The sequence below is a fragment of the Ruegeria sp. genome (assembly GCF_965243365.1).
GTDB lineage: Bacteria > Pseudomonadota > Alphaproteobacteria > Rhodobacterales > Rhodobacteraceae > Ruegeria.
In genome coordinates this window covers 2,575,167-2,591,071 of sequence record NZ_CBDEUW010000002.1, presented here as the reverse complement: position 1 = coordinate 2,591,071, position 15,905 = coordinate 2,575,167, and the positions used below count along the sequence as shown (strand labels likewise).

The window sequence follows — 15,905 nt, the reverse complement described above, 5'->3', positions numbered from 1 at the left end:
ATGACCCCAAACGACCTCATTGCCAGCGCCATTCAAAGAGAGCGTAATCGCCAGGGGCTTAGTCTGTCAGCACTTGCAGCCAAGGCAGGTTTGGCAAAGTCCACCCTCTCGCAATTAGAATCTGGCAATGGAAACCCGAGCATCGAAACCCTTTGGGCGATTGCCTCAGCATTGGAGGTCACATTCTCGACGCTGTTTGAAATCAGCAAGCCCGAGACCAGTCTTGTCCGAGCAGACGAAGGTGACCGGCTGGAATCCGAACAAGCGGATTATCAGACAACGTTGCTGGCAAATTGTCCCCCGGGCATCCGACGTGATCTTTATCGGGTGGACCTTGAGCCCGGTAGCGTGCGCCGATCTACAGCACATCCAACCGGAACCGTCGAGCACGCTATTCTTTGCATCGGCCAAGCCCGCCTGGGACCGGTAGGGTCTGAAGAAACGCTCAACGCCGGGGACTACTATCGCTATCCAGCCGACGGGCCACATATCTACGAAGCGTTGTCGCCCGGCACCCAAATGGTCATCGTAATGGAAACAAGGGACTAGCCAATTCCTGAGAAACTATCTTCGATTTTTCCACCCTACGGCGATCATCGGAAACCAGGCCATGCGCGCGGCCCATTTTCGACTGGGTCTGACCGTACTAAATTTTCTTTTAACTTTTGCCTTGTGACCGCAGGTAAAACATAGCAACGTCAGATTGATTTTGTTGGTTCAACAATAATGAGGTAGATCAAATGGCCGGAAAGTTTGAAATCTTCGAAGACAAGGCCGGAGAATATCGGTTTCGGCTAAAGGCCGGGAATGGCGAAATCATCCTGGCCAGTGAGGGCTATGTCCAAAAGGCCAGCGCTGAAAACGGCATCGCCTCCGTGCAGACCAATGCCCCAAATGACGATCGGTACGAGCGCAAGGAAACCAAGTCCGGTGGCCATATGTTCAACCTGAAAGCCAGCAATGGGCAGGTTATCGGCACCAGCGAAAGCTATACAAGCACGTCCGGGCGGGACAACGGCATTGAGTCTGTCAAGCGCAACGCGCCCGATGCGCGGGTTGAAGATCTGACCTGACTCGCACCAATTGCGCGTGTTGCAGGGTCACATTTCGTGACCCTGTTGCTTATTTGCGGACAGAAAACAGAGAGGACTAAGCCCTCTCTAAAATTCCGATTTCCCTCTATCACACAGCTCCTGACAACGTTCATTGCGTGAAAAACGGCTTGTTGATGCCGGTTGCCAAGCTTGAAAGAGGCAACCGGAAGCGTCTATGCAACTTCTTGCTCACCGCCGCGTCGTTTACGACGCAAGGCTAAGCCAAGGCCGAAAACAGCTATATCCCCCAGAACCGAGATCGCACGATGCGCGATTGCCACGCTCAGACCGGCACCCTGACCGATGAACAGCCCAAGACCCAGAGCGATAATCCCGTCCCGAATTCCGATACCGCCAGGTGCCCCTGGCATCAGGAAACCTGTAACCCAAGCGGTAGTGAAGATCGCTGTACACTGCCACATACCGGCACTGCCTTCGGGGTAGACCGCCTGCGCGACACACCATAGCGATACGCCAAGTATCAAGAAGTTGAACCCATGTAGCGACAGCAAGACGAGGCACTTTGAAAATGTGATTTCTGGCCTCCCTGCCCTGCGCCAGATCACGATCTGGCCAATCACGATACTGGTTAGAAGCCCAAGGAACATAGCCACCATCGGCCAGCCAAACCAAACTGCGGGAAGGTCGGCCGTTATCGCTGCGACGAAATCGGGCATGGTAAGCAGCAGAACCCCGACGATCAGTACGCCGCTGGTTAGCAGGAAACCGACCTCAAGGAGTAACGAAGACGCTATAATAGAAGATGGTACCCCATCGCTCCGAGCGAGAGCAAACCGCCCCAAAAGATGCGCTACGTTCCCGGGGATGTATTTCCCGATCTGCGAAACCAGAAGCTGACTTTCGGCACGCGCGGGTGGCAGACTTACGTCATGAATGCCTAGCGTCACCCGCCAGGCTGCGGCGCCTACGAACTGCGACAGAACGTAAAGGGTGAACGCGCCTGTAAGCGCAACCCAGGCGCTGCCCGCCCCCAGGTCAAGCACCGCAAGGTCTCCTGCATGGCGCAGCAGGGTGATACCGATGAAAGCCAGAGCGGCAGCAGTACCGATATAGCGCAACGCGGTCGCCATACTATTAGGACTTGCGGGCGACGATGAGGTAGCCGACCCCGCGATCGCCGTTAAGGAACATCTTTTGTGCCTTCCAGACTAGCCGCATTGCTACCGTTCCGGGGAACGAGCTGTAGATAGGCCAGATGCGAGTCAGCAGGTTGCGGTCTGATCCGCTGGCACCAGTGCGTTCGTCCTGGTTCATCTCATCACCGCCGCGTTTCCGGGTCTGATTGGCATAGACTCCGGCGCTCAGCCGTTCCATGAAATTGGCCACCGGAAAGCCATAGCACAGGACTGCCTCGACCTTGAAACCAGCTTTTTCAGCCAAGTCCACAAGATCTGTACGCCGATATCTCCGGTAATGACCGGCCCAAACATCCGCTGGGTTCCAACGTTCGGGATGTGCGGGCACCGAGGCCATTAGAACACCACCCGATTTCAAATAGCGAGCCCAGTCCGAAAGCGCTTCAAAGTCGTCCTCAATATGTTCCAACACCTCGAACGCGGCCAAGTAGTCAAAGCTCTGCGGTGCGAGTCCATCACATGTTGCCCGGATTTCAACGTTGGGTGTTCCAACTAGCATTTCCCTGGCGATACGCTGAGCGGACGGAGATTCATCCACTCCCACTGCCGAAAACCCCATCCCGGCCAAGTCATCCAACAACGCACCCGAGCCGCAACCGATTTCCAAAAGCCGTCCGGGCACGAGTTGCCGAGTGACGCCTAGAATCACATCGCGCCGCATCAGGTAGCGCGGCGCAGGCACCCAATTGGCGTCTGGCAAGGCCGGGCCGAAATGCTTGTGTCGGGTGACGCTTCCTTGATGAGGGGCGGCGGTGAGTTGGGTATCCGTCATATCAGTCACGACTTTACTCAGCTTGAGGCAGGCAGTGAAACAGGTAATGACATAGGTTCCGCGCAATCTCTTGCGGTTGTGCCATTTCCAACCTGTCTGAGGGCAATACCGGATAACCCTCGGCTCGCAATTCAGCGATGGCGTCCAGCAGTGCGTCAGGATCGGAATGAGGGACCAATTTCAATCCGGGAGCATCAGTGCCGAAGGTTTCCGTCATGGCAGGTGAAGACCGGGTGACGACCGAACGGCCCGACATGAGTGCCTGGTAGACCTTGTTCGGCACCACAGAAGCAGCCTTACTTGAAGCACCAAAAATCCCGAGGCAGATGTCGGTTCGAGCAATCGCCTCTGTAATTTCCTCATACGGAACCCAATCTTGCCATGCAATGTGATCGTGGGCGGCACCCGCCAATACTCTATCGAGTAGTTTGCGTTCTTGCCCGGTACCGATCAGGTGCCAGTCGACCTTGCGGCCTCGATCGGACGTTGCAGCCGCCAGTATCGTTTCAAGCCCATGCAGCGGGATGAGTTGACCATAGAACAGCACGCGCGTAGCGCCTTCATGGTGCGAAGGGGCGGGCAAGCGCTGAAAAGATCCCGGCTCACTTCCCACCGGCACTGCGCCCAGTTTGTTTTTAGGTAAGTTGAAAATCCTCGCAATATGCTCGGCATGCGCCTGGGTATCGAGCAGGACACGGTGCGCGACGCGGCAGGCCAGCCATTCAGTGGCCCACAGCATCCATGCTGCCGGTGTCTTGCGGGCGACCATGCGACGATCATTGACGACGGTGTCATAGAGCGAAAGGAACATGTCCCAGGTGATCCGTTGCCTCCGCAACCGAGCAAAGGGCCAGAGTACCAATGTATCAAGCGCTCCGAGATAAGGGACAAGAACCGCATCGTGCCGGGGTGCGCGCAGGTAACGTAGGATCAAAAGCGGGTAAGCCAAAAATGCGCGGAGCAACACTTGGATCATCACTGCCACGTTCAGTTGGCTCTTGTCAGCATGCTTCGGCCAAATTTCAGCGTGAACTTCGGTCACCTCCACGCCAAGCTCTTGCAGCCCAGCGCGCAGAATCCGAGTGCGCGGTTTGCTGAGGTCGTAGGTACCCCAGAACACCACCCGTTTGTTACGGGGTTCTTGCGGGGCCGGAGTGGCGTGCGCCGCAGAGGGAGTGAGGGACAAGTCGGCGTTCATAGCGAAAGCATCCTAAAGCCGACATAGATGTTGCGGTCCAGACTGCCCGGTGCCGACGGTGCCACCCCGGTATCCCAGATCAGCCTGACTGTAACACCCTCTGGACCGATTATTTTCACTGGGTCGGTCCGCACTGCAAGCACATCACCAGTCTCGACCATGCTTGTATCGATCTGCACAGGCTGGTCGGCTTCTACCCGATAATTTCCGGGGAACGGGAGTACGAGCTGGACCGGTACGCCAGTCAATGCAACTTCTCGCCCCGCGAGCCAGATTGATCCCAAGTAATGAACGTATGACTTGCGCAGGATCGCGTGGTCCTCAGGCAATAGAACCGGGGCAGTACCGTCCGGCAGCGCTGGATCCATCGTGTGCGCCAGCGCAGTTTTATTCGCAATAAGCATGGGCGGTTGATGCTCGGCGATAATCCCGGCGAAAACAGGGTGACCCTCTGCCCGATAGCGCGCGACCCCCCAACCTGACATGAAGAATCCAGGATTTGGGAAACTCGCAATCATGTGGCTGTCATCAATATAGCTCACCGGTTCAGGGAAAAGACGATGCACTTCGGCAATCGTAGCGTGTTGGGTGGCTGCGCGATCGGGAAGGGTTTGAACCACCTGAATGCAGAACCCTGCAAACATCACCACAACAAGCTGCGTCAGACGACGTGAGGTGTCCAACCGCTGCGCTCCAATCGCCACCCCTACCATCAGCAGAGGTACGGCGAAGGGGAAGAAATAGACAAAGGCGTTGCGATAGATCACCACCGCAAACAGCGGCGCAGCGAATAGCATCAGCAATAGAACCTGCCTTGAGCTTCCTCTGGCGCTCACCCCGAGCCCCACGAGAATAATCTGCGGGATGCTGAACATTGCCCAACTGAGAAGTTCCGTCGCCCGTGGGAACATCCCGCTTTTTAACAGTGTGGTGTTCAGCGCGTCCTTGGCATTGTGCGCGGTCTCATTGCCTTCGGCGATACGAATACCGGACGCGTGCCAAAGGTAGAGCGAAGCACATATAATGCCCGCCAAAACACCCGCAACGATGATCCGGAGCACTGCTGAACGATCTTCAATCCTCCAGATCAACACCGCCAGGAACGCAGGCAGGTAAAGCGCCGATTTGATTGTGACCAGAACCGCAAGGGCGCTCATTATCGCGGCAGCAACCATCTGCCAGAATGACAGGCGAGTGCTCAGCAGGATCATAATCGAAGTGGTCAGCAGCGCCGCTGCGATCGGATCAGCTCGGAAGCTGGCACCATGGGCCAGCACAAAGCCCGATGTCAAATAACCCAAAACGGCAATATCGGCGGAACGACGGGTGGTGAAGTGTCGCGCGATGCGGTGGATCGAAAACGTAGTTAGACCCAGGCAGCCGATCATAACAAGCCGAGCGGCAAATATCTGTTCCATTTCATGCCCCGGCAGCGCACCGAGCCAAGTGAAGCCGTGGACGAAGAAGGTTTGCATCGGCCGGTCCAACCGACCATCGAGAAAGGCGTGAACATGAGACAGGAAATAGAATTCGTCCCAGTTCACATTGTGAGTATAGGCCAACACCAAAAGCAGCAGGAAGACACTGACGATGCCAACGCGCACTAAACCCTCAAGAGTAATAACCCCTACTATACCGTCGATCTTCTGACCGTGAATGGCAGGATTATCCATTCTCCAACGCCCTAGCCGGGTCGAGAGGGATCACCTCGGTCGGTTTACGGGGCGCGCGCAACAACTCACGAGCGCGTATGTCTTCCAACAGACTGCGGTTGGCCGAGATGAGATCGGCCAAGATACCAACCGCAAACAGGATCGTGGCCATGGCCAGAAGCACGCCGGATAGAACCAGAGACTGTACATGCCCGGCACCGCCGTCTGTCGCATAATAATACAGAAACCGACCGACACCGATCAGGCCGGGCAGCGCAAAGATCGCCGAAAGCGTCAAGAAAAACCGCAGCGGTGCATAGATCACGAACACACGTAGGATAGTTCGTGCCGAGCGCGCTACATATTCAGGAATACCCCTGAAGAGACGGGACGGGCGTGTCACCTTGTTGACCCGGACTGGCACCGAAGTCATCGGGATATGTTTCCGACCGGCCTGAATGATCGTTTCCAGCGTGTAGGTGTAGGTGTTGACCACACAAAGCCGAGCAGCAGCATCACGTGAATAGGCGCGAAATCCGCTCGGCGCATCAGGAATTTTTGACTTGCTGGCCACGCGCACGACCCAGCTGCCCAGCCGTTGCAGCACCTTTTTCAACAGAGAGAAGCTTTCGATTTCGGCAATCGGGCGGGCCCCGACCACAATTTGCGCCTGTCGTTTCAGGATTGGGTCAATTAGGGCGGGAATATCATCCGCGCAATACTGATTATCGGCGTCGGTATTGACGATCACATCGGCACCCAATGAAAGCGCATATTCGATCCCCGCACTGAATGCACGGGCAAGGCCGACGTGACTGCTCATCTCTAGGACGTGATCGGCCTTGGCATCCCAAGCGACGTCGACGGTTCGGTCGGTGGAGCCGTCGTCGATGACTAAAACCTCAATACTGTTGACTCCAGGAATGGATCGAGGGATCGCCGCGATCGCTTCTGCAAGAGTCTCCTCCTCGTTAAGCGCCGGTATTTGAACAATAAGTTTCATGATCATGGCCGCATCGATGACTTTGATGCCAAATTTATCCGCGTTTTTTGGGACCGAATTATGTCCAAAAAGAGCAATTGTTGCGCAATCTGAAACGATTGTTGCGCTTCGCCTTGCTGCGGTACGTGTCAGCAAACTCGCAAGCCACTTCAATGGCTTCGAGCCGTGATTCCTCATTGGCCAGACGGATCATGGCCAGTCGAAGAGCATCATCGTTCTTCTCTACGGCCTGGTATTGCATGGAGCTGCGTGCAAGGCCGACCACCTTGCAGGTGCGACGCTCTGATGTGCCGAGCTTCTGGCGAGCATGAATGACGGCCTGACGAAGTTGGCTCGTCGTCAGGCCCTCGGTTTTAGGTAGTTCAGACTTTCCTTGAGGATCAGCTTATCCAGTTCCAGTTCGGCCACGATCTTCTTTAGCCGGGCATTTTCTTTCTCCAGGCTGCGCAACTCCGACAGTTGCGACTTGCCCATGCCACCGAACCGACGCCGCCAATTGTAGTAGGTCGCATCACTGACACCGATACCACGACAGGCCGACCGAACATCGTCGCCATCTGCCAGCTTCAGTTCAATCTCACGCAGCAGCTTCAGAATGTCTTCGTCCGAGTGTCGCTTCCGAGCCATCTCTTGTTCCCCCTTCCCAGCCAAAGTAGTGGCCGAATTTTAGGGAGCAAAGACAGGTGATGAACTATCCGTTTGCCGCAAAATTATCACACAGAAGTTCTGACGGCTAGAATTGGCGGACCTCAGCGTTTTGATAGCTTGAGGATTTATGGTTTTTTTTTGGCAAGAATGTCGACCGAGTGGAGATAGCGACATACGCATCCGCCGCTAGGTGAAACTCGGTGTCGAGCGCAGCACCATGTTTCCGTACAGTCTTCGGCAAAGAACATGGATGCCGCCACGGGCTGCTTGACGCTACAAAGAACGTGGACTTTGCTTAATACCGTACCGCGCTAACAATTCTGCTCGCTTGCGCTTCACGCGAAAACTGGTGGCCTTGTGTCGTCGATAAATTGACAGCAAGTCAGCGCGACGCTCTCCAGAAACTAAGTTGTTACGGTTCGGGCCAGGAGCGTGATGATAACGAAAGCCGCAAATGTCCACATGTTGGAATGGAGCAAAGGCATATAGTTTAAGCAAGTAATCCCAGTCTTCGCGGCTCGCCAAATATGTGTCGAAATCTACTCTTCGGGCTAAATCAATCGGCACCAAAAAAGCACCTATCGGGATAAAGTTCTGTACCTCTATTGTATCGAGAGTTCTTTTTTTCAGCAAACGCGGCTTTGGTGCCCCGAAGCTCAAATCTGGATCATCTTGTACACGCGTGTAATTGCCATAGATCACCGTCCCCGGAATTAGGTGGGGCTTTGCCTGCTCTAAATAGTCAGGCGTGATCGTGTCGTCATCATCCAAAAAACAAATCCATCCCCCTCGCGCGATATTGCGCCCGAAGTTCCGACTGTTTGACGGACCTCGAGTACCAGGGTAGGAAAGAAAACTATCGGTCTCACGCAAGGCACCCGCCACTGCATCTCGGGTCTCACGAGAACCTTCATCCGCAACCACTATTAATTCGGCCTCAGGCCCTTGCGCGATTACCGACTTGATCGCTCGGACCAAAAGCTTAGGTCTATTATGGGTGGTTATTACGAATGAGATTAAAGGTGTCATCAATCACTTGCCAGTTTGCAGATTTCGGACGGAGGCGACCTCATCTGAATAGCCCAAGGTTTCACTTAAAGTCAGCAATCGTGACAACAAATCATCGGGGATGTGTTGTACCAATTCTTCAGGCGAAACCGCCTTACCGCGTGCTTCAGGGCGTGAGTTTCGATTGACACTTCCCGTCTGAAGCACAGCATGATCCAGAAAATCCGATAGTATCGCGTTGTCATCACGGTCCACTCGAAAAATGATCTTTGGCTTGAACGTCAAGCAAAGCTCAAACCAGTTCACATAGCTCGCCACCGCGCGAACAACATCAGAGGCGCTGTTGTCGCCGCCGATGGGATCGGTTCCCAAGCGTTCCCTGAGGACTTGGCGGCGAAACCGCAAGCTCTTCCCTCGCCTGTTTTCCGGAACAATTGATGGAATCGACGCGAATGGAGAGCGGGCAACCAAAAAAATCTTCGCGAACCCATTCAATGGCCCAATCGCATCGTGGAACGGGTTACGATACTTCTCGCCAGGCAACATCCAAGAGATGATCCCGTTCTCACCTACGATCTCATGACCAACATCCAAGCCACTCTTCGAGATCAGTGAAGCTGTGAACCCTGTGCCGCAGCGTGGATGTCCCAAGCCCACAAAAAAAGAACCGCGATGATGTATGCAGGTCGAGTTACCATGGGGCGATCTTGCCATTGTAGATTTTCCCGCAAGGTCAAAATTGGAGATGCATAGTTGACAAAAAGAAAGATAGGCTAGAGACGGCGACAAGCGATTTATGTAGCAAACCGGCTCGCGGCGCCAGCCTAAAAACCGTTAGTCAAACCACTTGAAGTGAGCGGTTGTTTAAGCAGCAAGTACCTAACCAAATCTGGGTGAGATTGATAAAGACACTCACTTTAGCCGCAACTCAGCAATTGCCCTCTGATCTGCCTAACCTTCCCCTTTCACCAGAGCATCCAACTCGTCTTTCACGGGGACCCGAGGGTGCAGCGTCATGTCAGCTTCTTCAACCGCCAGATCGAACGCAGCTTTCGGTGTCAGGAATTGTTCAACATCAAGTTCGGGGAACAATGCTTGCTTGATGTTTCCCAGCAGTTCAACGGATTGTACCGTACGTGGCACTTGATGTGGCACGAACACATTCTTCTTTCCCCGTGGTGATCTTGCTGACATCGTACTTTCCGAAGTAGCAGATCAGCCCGTCCTTGGAGCGGTTGAGAAGCTTGCTGTCGCCATCCGACCATTTGGACTTACCTTTCTGCACAGCCATCAACTTTTTGGCGTAATGCTCAAAGCTGGTGGCTTCCTTCTTGGCATGGTCGCTGTTGGCTTTGCTACGGAAGGTATGAGCAAACTCGTAAGCTACTTCGATGGCTTCCAGACGTGATTCTTCCTTGGAGGAACGGGTCACGTATTTGCCTGCTATCGGGTCTCTGAACCGGATATACCAATAAGGGCTGCGGCCCGTCCGATAGATCGCCAGACCCTTTCTGAGGATTTTTCGTTTGGAGATTTGGTTTTTTGAATCTTTGACCAAGGTCAGCCCGTCGGAGGAGTGTATAACTGTGTATAACTTTTACGGCTGAAAATCCGAAGGCTCAACGTTCAAAATTTATCAATTATTTCCGAGGTTTAGTGGTGCCCGGGGGCGGAATCGAACCACCGACACGAGGATTTTCAATCAAGCTACCAAGAGCAATTTCAATGGGTTACAATAAAGTGCATCACTTAGTGCATAACTTTTGAAAATTGATGGGGCGGGATCAGTTTAAGATATTGAAACTAATAAAGTAATCATGCCACCGACGTCGCCAAACGGGTTTTCTACGATAGCCGAGCCGGCAACCATGACTGACCCGATCTCTGCCAAAAATGGGCACCCGCCGAATACCGGCGGGTGCCTTGTCTTCAATGCTTCGGCAGCGACTTTGGCGTTTTATATGCATCGACGATTGCAGTTGCCTGATGCGAAGCAATGCTTCCAGCCTTAACTTTGCCGTTGAGATAGGTGGAAAGCTTCTTCTCTCGATAAACCTCACGCTTCCAGCGGTTGAACTCACCCAAGGCATCTTCGGGATAGCAAAACGCCTCCTGCGGTCCAGCAGCGGACTGCGGATAATAGCTAGGGTACTGATGAGAGAACTTTTGGCGCATACCGTAAACGGCATCCAAGTTTTCTTCCTTCCAGTACTTCGACCAAGCCATTCCAACGCTAATATCCGGCACAAAACTAGAGTCAATTTTGATATCCCGAGCGATCAACGCAGCGAACATGTCGGCAATCTCTTCAAAGACACAGAAATATCCCTCAGGCACTGAGCCATAGACAGAGCCCACACGGTCCATGAACTGTTTCGTGGAGAGATCTCGGATAGATGCACCACGAGAGAGGCCAACTTGTTCGTAGACAAAATCCACAAACCCCTTCCGGGCAAGTGTCCGGTAAGCCTTTTTGGCATGCTCATTGGATGCACTGCTATCCAGTGCATAGTATTCCAGAACAGCCATGCATACGTTTTCGGGAAACGCATGATAAATGGTACCGCCACGTGGCACAGGAAGGAAAGCATAGGTGTCATCGCCTTCCATCTCCCGGATATTTTTCTTTATCGTTGCGATACGTTTCTTGACAGGTGTTTCCTGCCAGTCATTCGTAATTTTGATGATGGTTGAGTGGTCGACGCCACAAAGCCGAGAGAGGCCACGTCCAGTCAAATAAGGGGCGCCATTGCTGAGCACGCCCATACCAACACCATCCGATTCAACTTCGGTAACAATGGTTAGGTCGAACTCCAATTGACCCTTGGTGCTCTTTTCAGGTTCTTCGGTCATTTATTTCCTCACAAACAGAAGGTTAGGGTTATGCCCTATCGGGTTTTTCTTCTGTTCCACCCCTGAGGATAGAGGGCCTTAGGGTTGTGTTACGTGCACTTTGTGCTTACGTCACACGATGTGAATGTGCTCTCATACCTCAGGTCCACCGGCTAAACCGCCAAATGGGCGCAGAACTGTTTGGATATAAGAGCTTAACTCTTGGTATCAAGGCCGCCTGCCGATTTGGCAGGCTTTTTTTTCGCCTTACATCGTACAATGAATTGCTGAAAGACGGCTCAGCAGGTCACCAACGACCAAACTTTCGGTGCAGATAGCAGCAGTGAGCTTCTCAACCACCTCAGGCCACCTTTGTAACTCTATCAGGCATGACAGGCTCATCCTTGTGGCGATCAGCACCGCCTTTGAAGCTAAAGAACATTGAACGCTGCCTCAGAATCTCCTGAGGGTCTTTGAACTGAATGTTTCGGCGGGACCCGCTGCGCCCAGCGGCAGCGGCTGAGATCGTGTCATAGAGTGCAGGTACCTTTATGGTTTTCCCCTCAAAAATATCATCTACCGTTAGAATTTGAATGGCTGGAATACGGCCTATAAAAGTCTCAACATAACCCGCCTTGCGGGCTTCCTCCAACATACCCTTGGACGGTTTGTGCGCAGAAATGAAAACCCCGATGGCGTTCGGGTCAGATGTTTCGCGACGTTCTCTTTCCAGAGTTCCGATCAGGTCTCTAACCATTCCAGGATTGAGGGATTTTCCGCCTTTCACTGACACTATTCCTCGACTCTTTTCTTCCTTTTCAGCAAGCCAGAAGAAAGAGCCATCAATGCCGCCATCTCCCCGAAACTTACCTGAGTGCATAGCGCCCACGGCTGCGACGGCCCATTCCTCAAATTTGAACGGGTGTTTTTCTGCTAGATATCTCGCCGAGTCCGCACTTTGAGGAATACCAAATACTTCAAAGTCGATATCAGAGAACTCATTGATGAGCCGGTCCTGTACCACACGCATCGCCTGTACAGCGACGTCGACACCAATCCACTTTCGACCCATTGCTTGAGCCGCATGCAACGTAGTGCCGCAGCCGCAGAAAGGGTCCAGCACAACATCACCTTCATTGGATGACATCGCTATGATGCGTTCCAAAAGTGCTAGAGGCTTTTGTGTTGGGTAACCAAGACGTTCTTGAGCCTGTGAGTTGAGCGGAAAGATGTCGGTCCAAACGTCGGTGAGCGCAATGCCCTTTTGTTCATCTAGATATCGTTTCACACGAGGCACTTTGCCTGGACCACTCTGGTGAATGAGGCCATCTTCGTAAGCCTTGTGCATTCTTTCCTTAGTCCATCGCCATACCCGCTTCACGCCTAGAAACTCATATTCCAAGTTGGGCCGGTTTTTGTTTGGGTTAAGCAGATCACCCAACGTGTAGCGTCTGCCTTCCTCATCAACGTTATTATATTTTTTTGCAGTTTTTTCAGGCAGGTCGGCGAGATCGTACGGTTTGTAGATTGCGCCTTCATTCCACGTCGCTGCATCGGATTTTTGGTACGATAATAGCAAATCGTGAGTATTCGGCAGACGGCGCTTCATCAAAGATTTGCCAGTGTTGCGCTGCCAGACAATCTCGTTCTGAAATCTACCTGCTCCAAAGATTGCGTCCATCATCATCTTTAAATAATGGCTGGCCGTCGGGTCACAGTGTAAGTAGATACTGCCAGTGGGCTTTAAAACCCGTTCGAGTTCGACAAGGCGCGCTGCCATCATTATCAGATAAGCCAGCATATCATTCTCCCCTAAAATTCGCCGCAGGGAGCTGATAAATGTACCAACCTTTCCAGAGGTCATTTCGAGGTATTCAAACGTTTCCTCGGCTGCATCACCCCAAGTCCAAGTGTCTTCAAAAGTTGCAATTTGGGCATCTGACCACTTGGACTTATCCGGCGATCTAAACAGCAAGTTGTAATTGGCGTTCGAGTTGAACGGCGGATCAAGATAGATCAGATCAACGCTTTCATCCGGAACATATTCTCGGAGGATGTGGAGGTTATCTCCAAAATAAAATGCATTCTTCATTTCAAAACTCCACCCCCCGGTGGCTCTGCGAGAAAAGCTGGCACGACGAAACCTGAAAAACATAATAGAAATCATATAGATGAACTATCCGAAGCAGAAATGGTGCGTCGAAGCCACGGTTTATCGGCTCACTCCGCCCGTCAACCACAAGATGTAGTACGAGCTTCACTTGGCCCGCCGAGTTCGCAGAGCGAGATAGCAGGTTGGGCAAAGGTAACTGCAGAGATCTGTAAGAGTCCGAGTGGCCATCATACCGGCCCAGAACATCTTTTTCTTCCGCTGATTAACTGCTACGACTGCCTCTGACATGGCAGACGCGGCCATGTTGGGGCGTGGAAACCCCTCGCGAAGAATAGTTGCTGGGCGACCAGCGACACCCATGACCTATGGTCGGGGTGCCTGTGTTATACAACAGGCTCCGGCTAAAGGCGCAGGGTCCGTCTTCGCGCGGATTTCCAACACCCCGATCACCAGTCAACGGCGAGGGCGCTCGCAGATCGGGGCATGCTGAACAAGACCACAAAACTATCGATGCAGACCGAGGCGCGTGACACTGCGCCCGCCGCTTCCAAATTCAATCCACCTGACCATTCAAAACCCCTGTCGGCCTACTTCAATGTTGGCCGTATCGGGGGCGGTGCGGGCACCCCTGCTTCCATCAATCCATGACTACAGGCATTAAAACATGACAGACTCACAAGACACAGACGACAATAACGACGAAGGCAGCATCTGGGACCTGTTCCGGCTCATCGGCTTTGGCGTCGTTTGCTATTTCATGTACGTGATATTCTTCACCGACCCTCGTGGCGACCAATTCAACGAACTGGTCGAGACAACGGCACCATCGGACCAGAAAGTGTTTCTGGATATCGTCGGGACGGCTATCGAAACCGCTGACAGTGCCAGCAACGATGCAGCAGCAACAGCGGCATACATCGCAGCCAACGAACAGCTTTGCTCCAGACAGGCCTTCGACCCGTTCAGCATGAAGACTGGCTGGGTCGGGATTTTCGATGGTGCTGACCTGACGGACTCAAACTCCAAGATGTATGTTGAGATCGACATCGGCCACGACAACGAAATTCGGGCCGAGGTTCCTGACGCATTACGCAACACAGTGTTGAACATCGAGGACGGCAAGTCAGTCACATTCTCAGGGCCATTTGAACCGGGCAACATGTATGAAAATCAGTGCCTGGACACCATCGGCTCTGTCCTGTTCGGAGCGAAGCCCAAACTGACCAACCGGCAGTTCACATTCGAGCTCAGGCAGATCGCAGAAATCGCCGAATGATCATTGTGCGCACGGCAAGCGATTGCTGTGCGTCCGTCACATCACCGCCAGTCATTTAAGCAGCAGGTTCTCAGGACACCATGAAGACGTTAACCCTTTCCGCCCTCCTTGCCTTATCGGTCGTGACCCATGCTGGCATCACACCCAGCTTCGCCCAAGCACAAACCGTCAGCCAATCCCAATCGCAGCTTGAGATTGCATTCAGGCAATTACCCGAGAGTGACAGGATCACGATCCAGTCTCAGCTTTCCAACTTCGGCCTCTATGCCAGTACGTTGGATGGGTTGTGGGGACGTAACACAGAAAACGCCCTGCGCCAAGCTGCCATGATGATGAAAAACAACATGGGGACAGAACTGGCTCTAAATTCATCGCAGCAGGCCAGAGCTTTCCTGAACCAGTTCATCGACGGATCGGCCAGTGATTTCATGTGGGGCGAAGGTGGCGAATGTGACGGATGTGGTGAAACTGACCAACAGACCTTTGCCGACGCCGAGAATACCGTTGTGCTGCCGGAAGGGTTTCAGTGCAATGCGCAACCCCGTTTGTATCAAGCTGGCAGGCTGGAATTTGGCGACTTGCGCTGGACTCAAGTATCCGAACAGGTCGAAGCCCTGCTGGCTTCATTCAAACACTCAACCGAAAGCGGACGCAGCCTGAACCCATCTGAAAAGCGTCAGATGGAAGAAATCATCAACACGCACGAAATCCCCTATGCGGCTGAGTTCTATGGCTACGAACTCTACAATGCTGGTGATTTGAAAGGCGCACACGAGGCTTGGGCCAAGGCAGCACTTCATGGCGAACCCGCCAGTGCCTCGCTGCTGACAGTTTCCTTGCTGGGGCAATATGATGAGTTCCAACATCTCAGCTTTGCCAATCGACCGGAGCCTCATGTGATCGTGGATTGCCTGCGCTATGCCGCTGAGGGTGAAGAGGAAAATTCGATAATGTACCTTGCATCAGCCCTCGTGGGAGATCCTGATGTACCCGATGAATTGCGAGGCGCTGTCGAAATCGACACAGAGGAAGCCCGCCGATTGCTTGGCACACTGCCATACAACTTCAGTACCGAGTATGCAGACGAAGGGCTTATGCACTTTGTTCAGAGGGTACATCATATAGGTGACTTTGGCGACCTCCCGATGTAAG

General features: G+C 53.2%; 17 protein-coding genes. 5 read left to right on the top strand and 12 right to left on the bottom strand.

Annotated elements, in window-relative coordinates:
- Both ACP0GE_RS16570 and ACP0GE_RS16565 read left to right on the top strand, forming a co-directional pair.
- Positions 1-549 carry a helix-turn-helix domain-containing protein gene (locus ACP0GE_RS16570; protein ID WP_424833015.1) on the top strand — a complete coding sequence of 183 codons (549 nt, stop codon included), beginning with the start codon at positions 1-3 and terminating at the stop codon, positions 547-549.
- Between the two features lie 191 nt (positions 550-740).
- Entirely contained in the window at positions 741-1,073 is a 333-nt protein-coding gene (locus ACP0GE_RS16565) for a YegP family protein (RefSeq protein ID WP_424833014.1), read from the top strand.
- Positions 1,074-1,267: 194 nt separating this feature from the next.
- Here the strand turns inward: ACP0GE_RS16565 and ACP0GE_RS16560 are convergent, their stop codons facing one another.
- From ACP0GE_RS16560 to ACP0GE_RS16505, 12 genes are all read right to left on the bottom strand, one after another.
- A complete protein-coding gene (locus ACP0GE_RS16560; RefSeq protein ID WP_424833013.1) occupies positions 1,268-2,185 on the bottom strand; it encodes a lysylphosphatidylglycerol synthase domain-containing protein in 918 nt (305 codons plus the stop codon).
- Between the two features lie 4 nt (positions 2,186-2,189).
- The gene (locus ACP0GE_RS16555) at positions 2,190-3,023 is read right to left on the bottom strand and encodes a class I SAM-dependent methyltransferase (protein WP_424833865.1); all 834 of its coding nucleotides are present in this window, start codon (positions 3,021-3,023) and stop codon (positions 2,190-2,192) included.
- A gap of 13 nt (positions 3,024-3,036) precedes the next feature.
- Positions 3,037-4,221, bottom strand: coding sequence for a glycosyltransferase (locus tag ACP0GE_RS16550; RefSeq protein ID WP_424833012.1), 1,185 nt, complete (start codon positions 4,219-4,221; stop codon positions 3,037-3,039).
- On the bottom strand, positions 4,218-5,696 hold the full coding sequence (locus ACP0GE_RS16545; RefSeq protein WP_424833011.1) for an ArnT family glycosyltransferase: 1,479 nt from the start codon (positions 5,694-5,696) through the stop codon (positions 4,218-4,220). The genes ACP0GE_RS16550 and ACP0GE_RS16545 overlap by 4 nt, the downstream gene beginning before the upstream one ends.
- Positions 5,697-5,886: 190 nt before the next feature.
- Positions 5,887-6,876 carry a glycosyltransferase family 2 protein gene (locus ACP0GE_RS16540; RefSeq protein ID WP_424833010.1) on the bottom strand — a complete coding sequence of 330 codons (990 nt, stop codon included), beginning with the start codon at positions 6,874-6,876 and terminating at the stop codon, positions 5,887-5,889.
- Positions 6,877-7,215: 339 nt separating this feature from the next.
- Entirely contained in the window at positions 7,216-7,503 is a 288-nt protein-coding gene (locus tag ACP0GE_RS16535) for a transposase (RefSeq protein ID WP_424833009.1), read from the bottom strand.
- A 294-nt stretch (positions 7,504-7,797) separates the two neighbouring features.
- Positions 7,798-8,553 (bottom strand): glycosyltransferase family 2 protein, encoded by a 756-nt coding sequence (locus ACP0GE_RS16530; protein ID WP_424833008.1) that lies wholly within the window; start codon positions 8,551-8,553, stop codon positions 7,798-7,800.
- A gap of 3 nt (positions 8,554-8,556) precedes the next feature.
- The gene (locus ACP0GE_RS16525) at positions 8,557-9,246 is read right to left on the bottom strand and encodes a hypothetical protein (protein ID WP_424833007.1); all 690 of its coding nucleotides are present in this window, start codon (positions 9,244-9,246) and stop codon (positions 8,557-8,559) included.
- A gap of 237 nt (positions 9,247-9,483) precedes the next feature.
- Positions 9,484-9,675 (bottom strand): hypothetical protein, encoded by a 192-nt coding sequence (locus ACP0GE_RS16520; RefSeq protein WP_424833006.1) that lies wholly within the window; start codon positions 9,673-9,675, stop codon positions 9,484-9,486.
- Complete coding sequence (locus ACP0GE_RS16515; protein ID WP_424833005.1) at positions 9,650-10,090, bottom strand: hypothetical protein; 441 nt, start codon at positions 10,088-10,090, stop codon at positions 9,650-9,652. The genes ACP0GE_RS16520 and ACP0GE_RS16515 overlap by 26 nt, the downstream gene beginning before the upstream one ends.
- Before the next feature lie 371 nt (positions 10,091-10,461).
- Positions 10,462-11,385, bottom strand: a complete 924-nt coding sequence (locus tag ACP0GE_RS16510; RefSeq protein WP_424833004.1) for a hypothetical protein — start codon at positions 11,383-11,385, stop codon at positions 10,462-10,464.
- Positions 11,386-11,725: 340 nt separating this feature from the next.
- The gene (locus ACP0GE_RS16505) at positions 11,726-13,456 is read right to left on the bottom strand and encodes a DNA methyltransferase (protein ID WP_424833003.1); all 1,731 of its coding nucleotides are present in this window, start codon (positions 13,454-13,456) and stop codon (positions 11,726-11,728) included.
- Between the two features lie 504 nt (positions 13,457-13,960).
- Here ACP0GE_RS16505 and ACP0GE_RS16500 point away from each other — a divergent pair.
- The 3 genes from ACP0GE_RS16500 (at position 13,961) to ACP0GE_RS16490 (ending at position 15,904) form a co-directional block, all read left to right on the top strand.
- Positions 13,961-14,125 carry a hypothetical protein gene (locus ACP0GE_RS16500; protein ID WP_424833002.1) on the top strand — a complete coding sequence of 55 codons (165 nt, stop codon included), beginning with the start codon at positions 13,961-13,963 and terminating at the stop codon, positions 14,123-14,125.
- A gap of 16 nt (positions 14,126-14,141) precedes the next feature.
- The gene (locus ACP0GE_RS16495) at positions 14,142-14,753 is read left to right on the top strand and encodes a hypothetical protein (RefSeq protein ID WP_424833001.1); all 612 of its coding nucleotides are present in this window, start codon (positions 14,142-14,144) and stop codon (positions 14,751-14,753) included.
- Positions 14,754-14,833: 80 nt separating this feature from the next.
- A complete protein-coding gene (locus ACP0GE_RS16490; RefSeq protein WP_424833000.1) occupies positions 14,834-15,904 on the top strand; it encodes a hypothetical protein in 1,071 nt (356 codons plus the stop codon).
- Position 15,905 lies beyond the last annotated feature (1 nt).

Excerpts from the sequence above, each read along its gene's own strand:
- ACP0GE_RS16560 (WP_424833013.1), bottom strand. The coding sequence starts at position 2,185 with ATGGCGACCGCGTTGCGCTATATCGGTACTGCTGCCGCTCTGGCTTTC.
- ACP0GE_RS16530 (WP_424833008.1), bottom strand. The coding sequence starts at position 8,553 with ATGACACCTTTAATCTCATTCGTAATAACCACCCATAATAGACCTAAG.
- ACP0GE_RS16540 (WP_424833010.1), bottom strand. The coding sequence starts at position 6,876 with ATGAAACTTATTGTTCAAATACCGGCGCTTAACGAGGAGGAGACTCTT.
- ACP0GE_RS16505 (WP_424833003.1), bottom strand. The coding sequence starts at position 13,456 with ATGAAGAATGCATTTTATTTTGGAGATAACCTCCACATCCTCCGAGAA.
- ACP0GE_RS16565 (WP_424833014.1), top strand. The coding sequence starts at position 741 with ATGGCCGGAAAGTTTGAAATCTTCGAAGACAAGGCCGGAGAATATCGG.
- ACP0GE_RS16495 (WP_424833001.1), top strand. The coding sequence starts at position 14,142 with ATGACAGACTCACAAGACACAGACGACAATAACGACGAAGGCAGCATC.
- ACP0GE_RS16525 (WP_424833007.1), bottom strand. The coding sequence starts at position 9,246 with ATGGCAAGATCGCCCCATGGTAACTCGACCTGCATACATCATCGCGGT.
- ACP0GE_RS16500 (WP_424833002.1), top strand. The coding sequence starts at position 13,961 with ATGCTGAACAAGACCACAAAACTATCGATGCAGACCGAGGCGCGTGAC.
- ACP0GE_RS16550 (WP_424833012.1), bottom strand. The coding sequence starts at position 4,221 with ATGAACGCCGACTTGTCCCTCACTCCCTCTGCGGCGCACGCCACTCCG.
- ACP0GE_RS16555 (WP_424833865.1), bottom strand. The coding sequence starts at position 3,023 with ATGACGGATACCCAACTCACCGCCGCCCCTCATCAAGGAAGCGTCACC.
- ACP0GE_RS16535 (WP_424833009.1), bottom strand. The coding sequence starts at position 7,503 with ATGGCTCGGAAGCGACACTCGGACGAAGACATTCTGAAGCTGCTGCGT.
- ACP0GE_RS16570 (WP_424833015.1), top strand. The coding sequence starts at position 1 with ATGACCCCAAACGACCTCATTGCCAGCGCCATTCAAAGAGAGCGTAAT.
- ACP0GE_RS16510 (WP_424833004.1), bottom strand. The coding sequence starts at position 11,385 with ATGACCGAAGAACCTGAAAAGAGCACCAAGGGTCAATTGGAGTTCGAC.
- ACP0GE_RS16545 (WP_424833011.1), bottom strand. The coding sequence starts at position 5,696 with ATGCAAACCTTCTTCGTCCACGGCTTCACTTGGCTCGGTGCGCTGCCG.
- ACP0GE_RS16490 (WP_424833000.1), top strand. The coding sequence starts at position 14,834 with ATGAAGACGTTAACCCTTTCCGCCCTCCTTGCCTTATCGGTCGTGACC.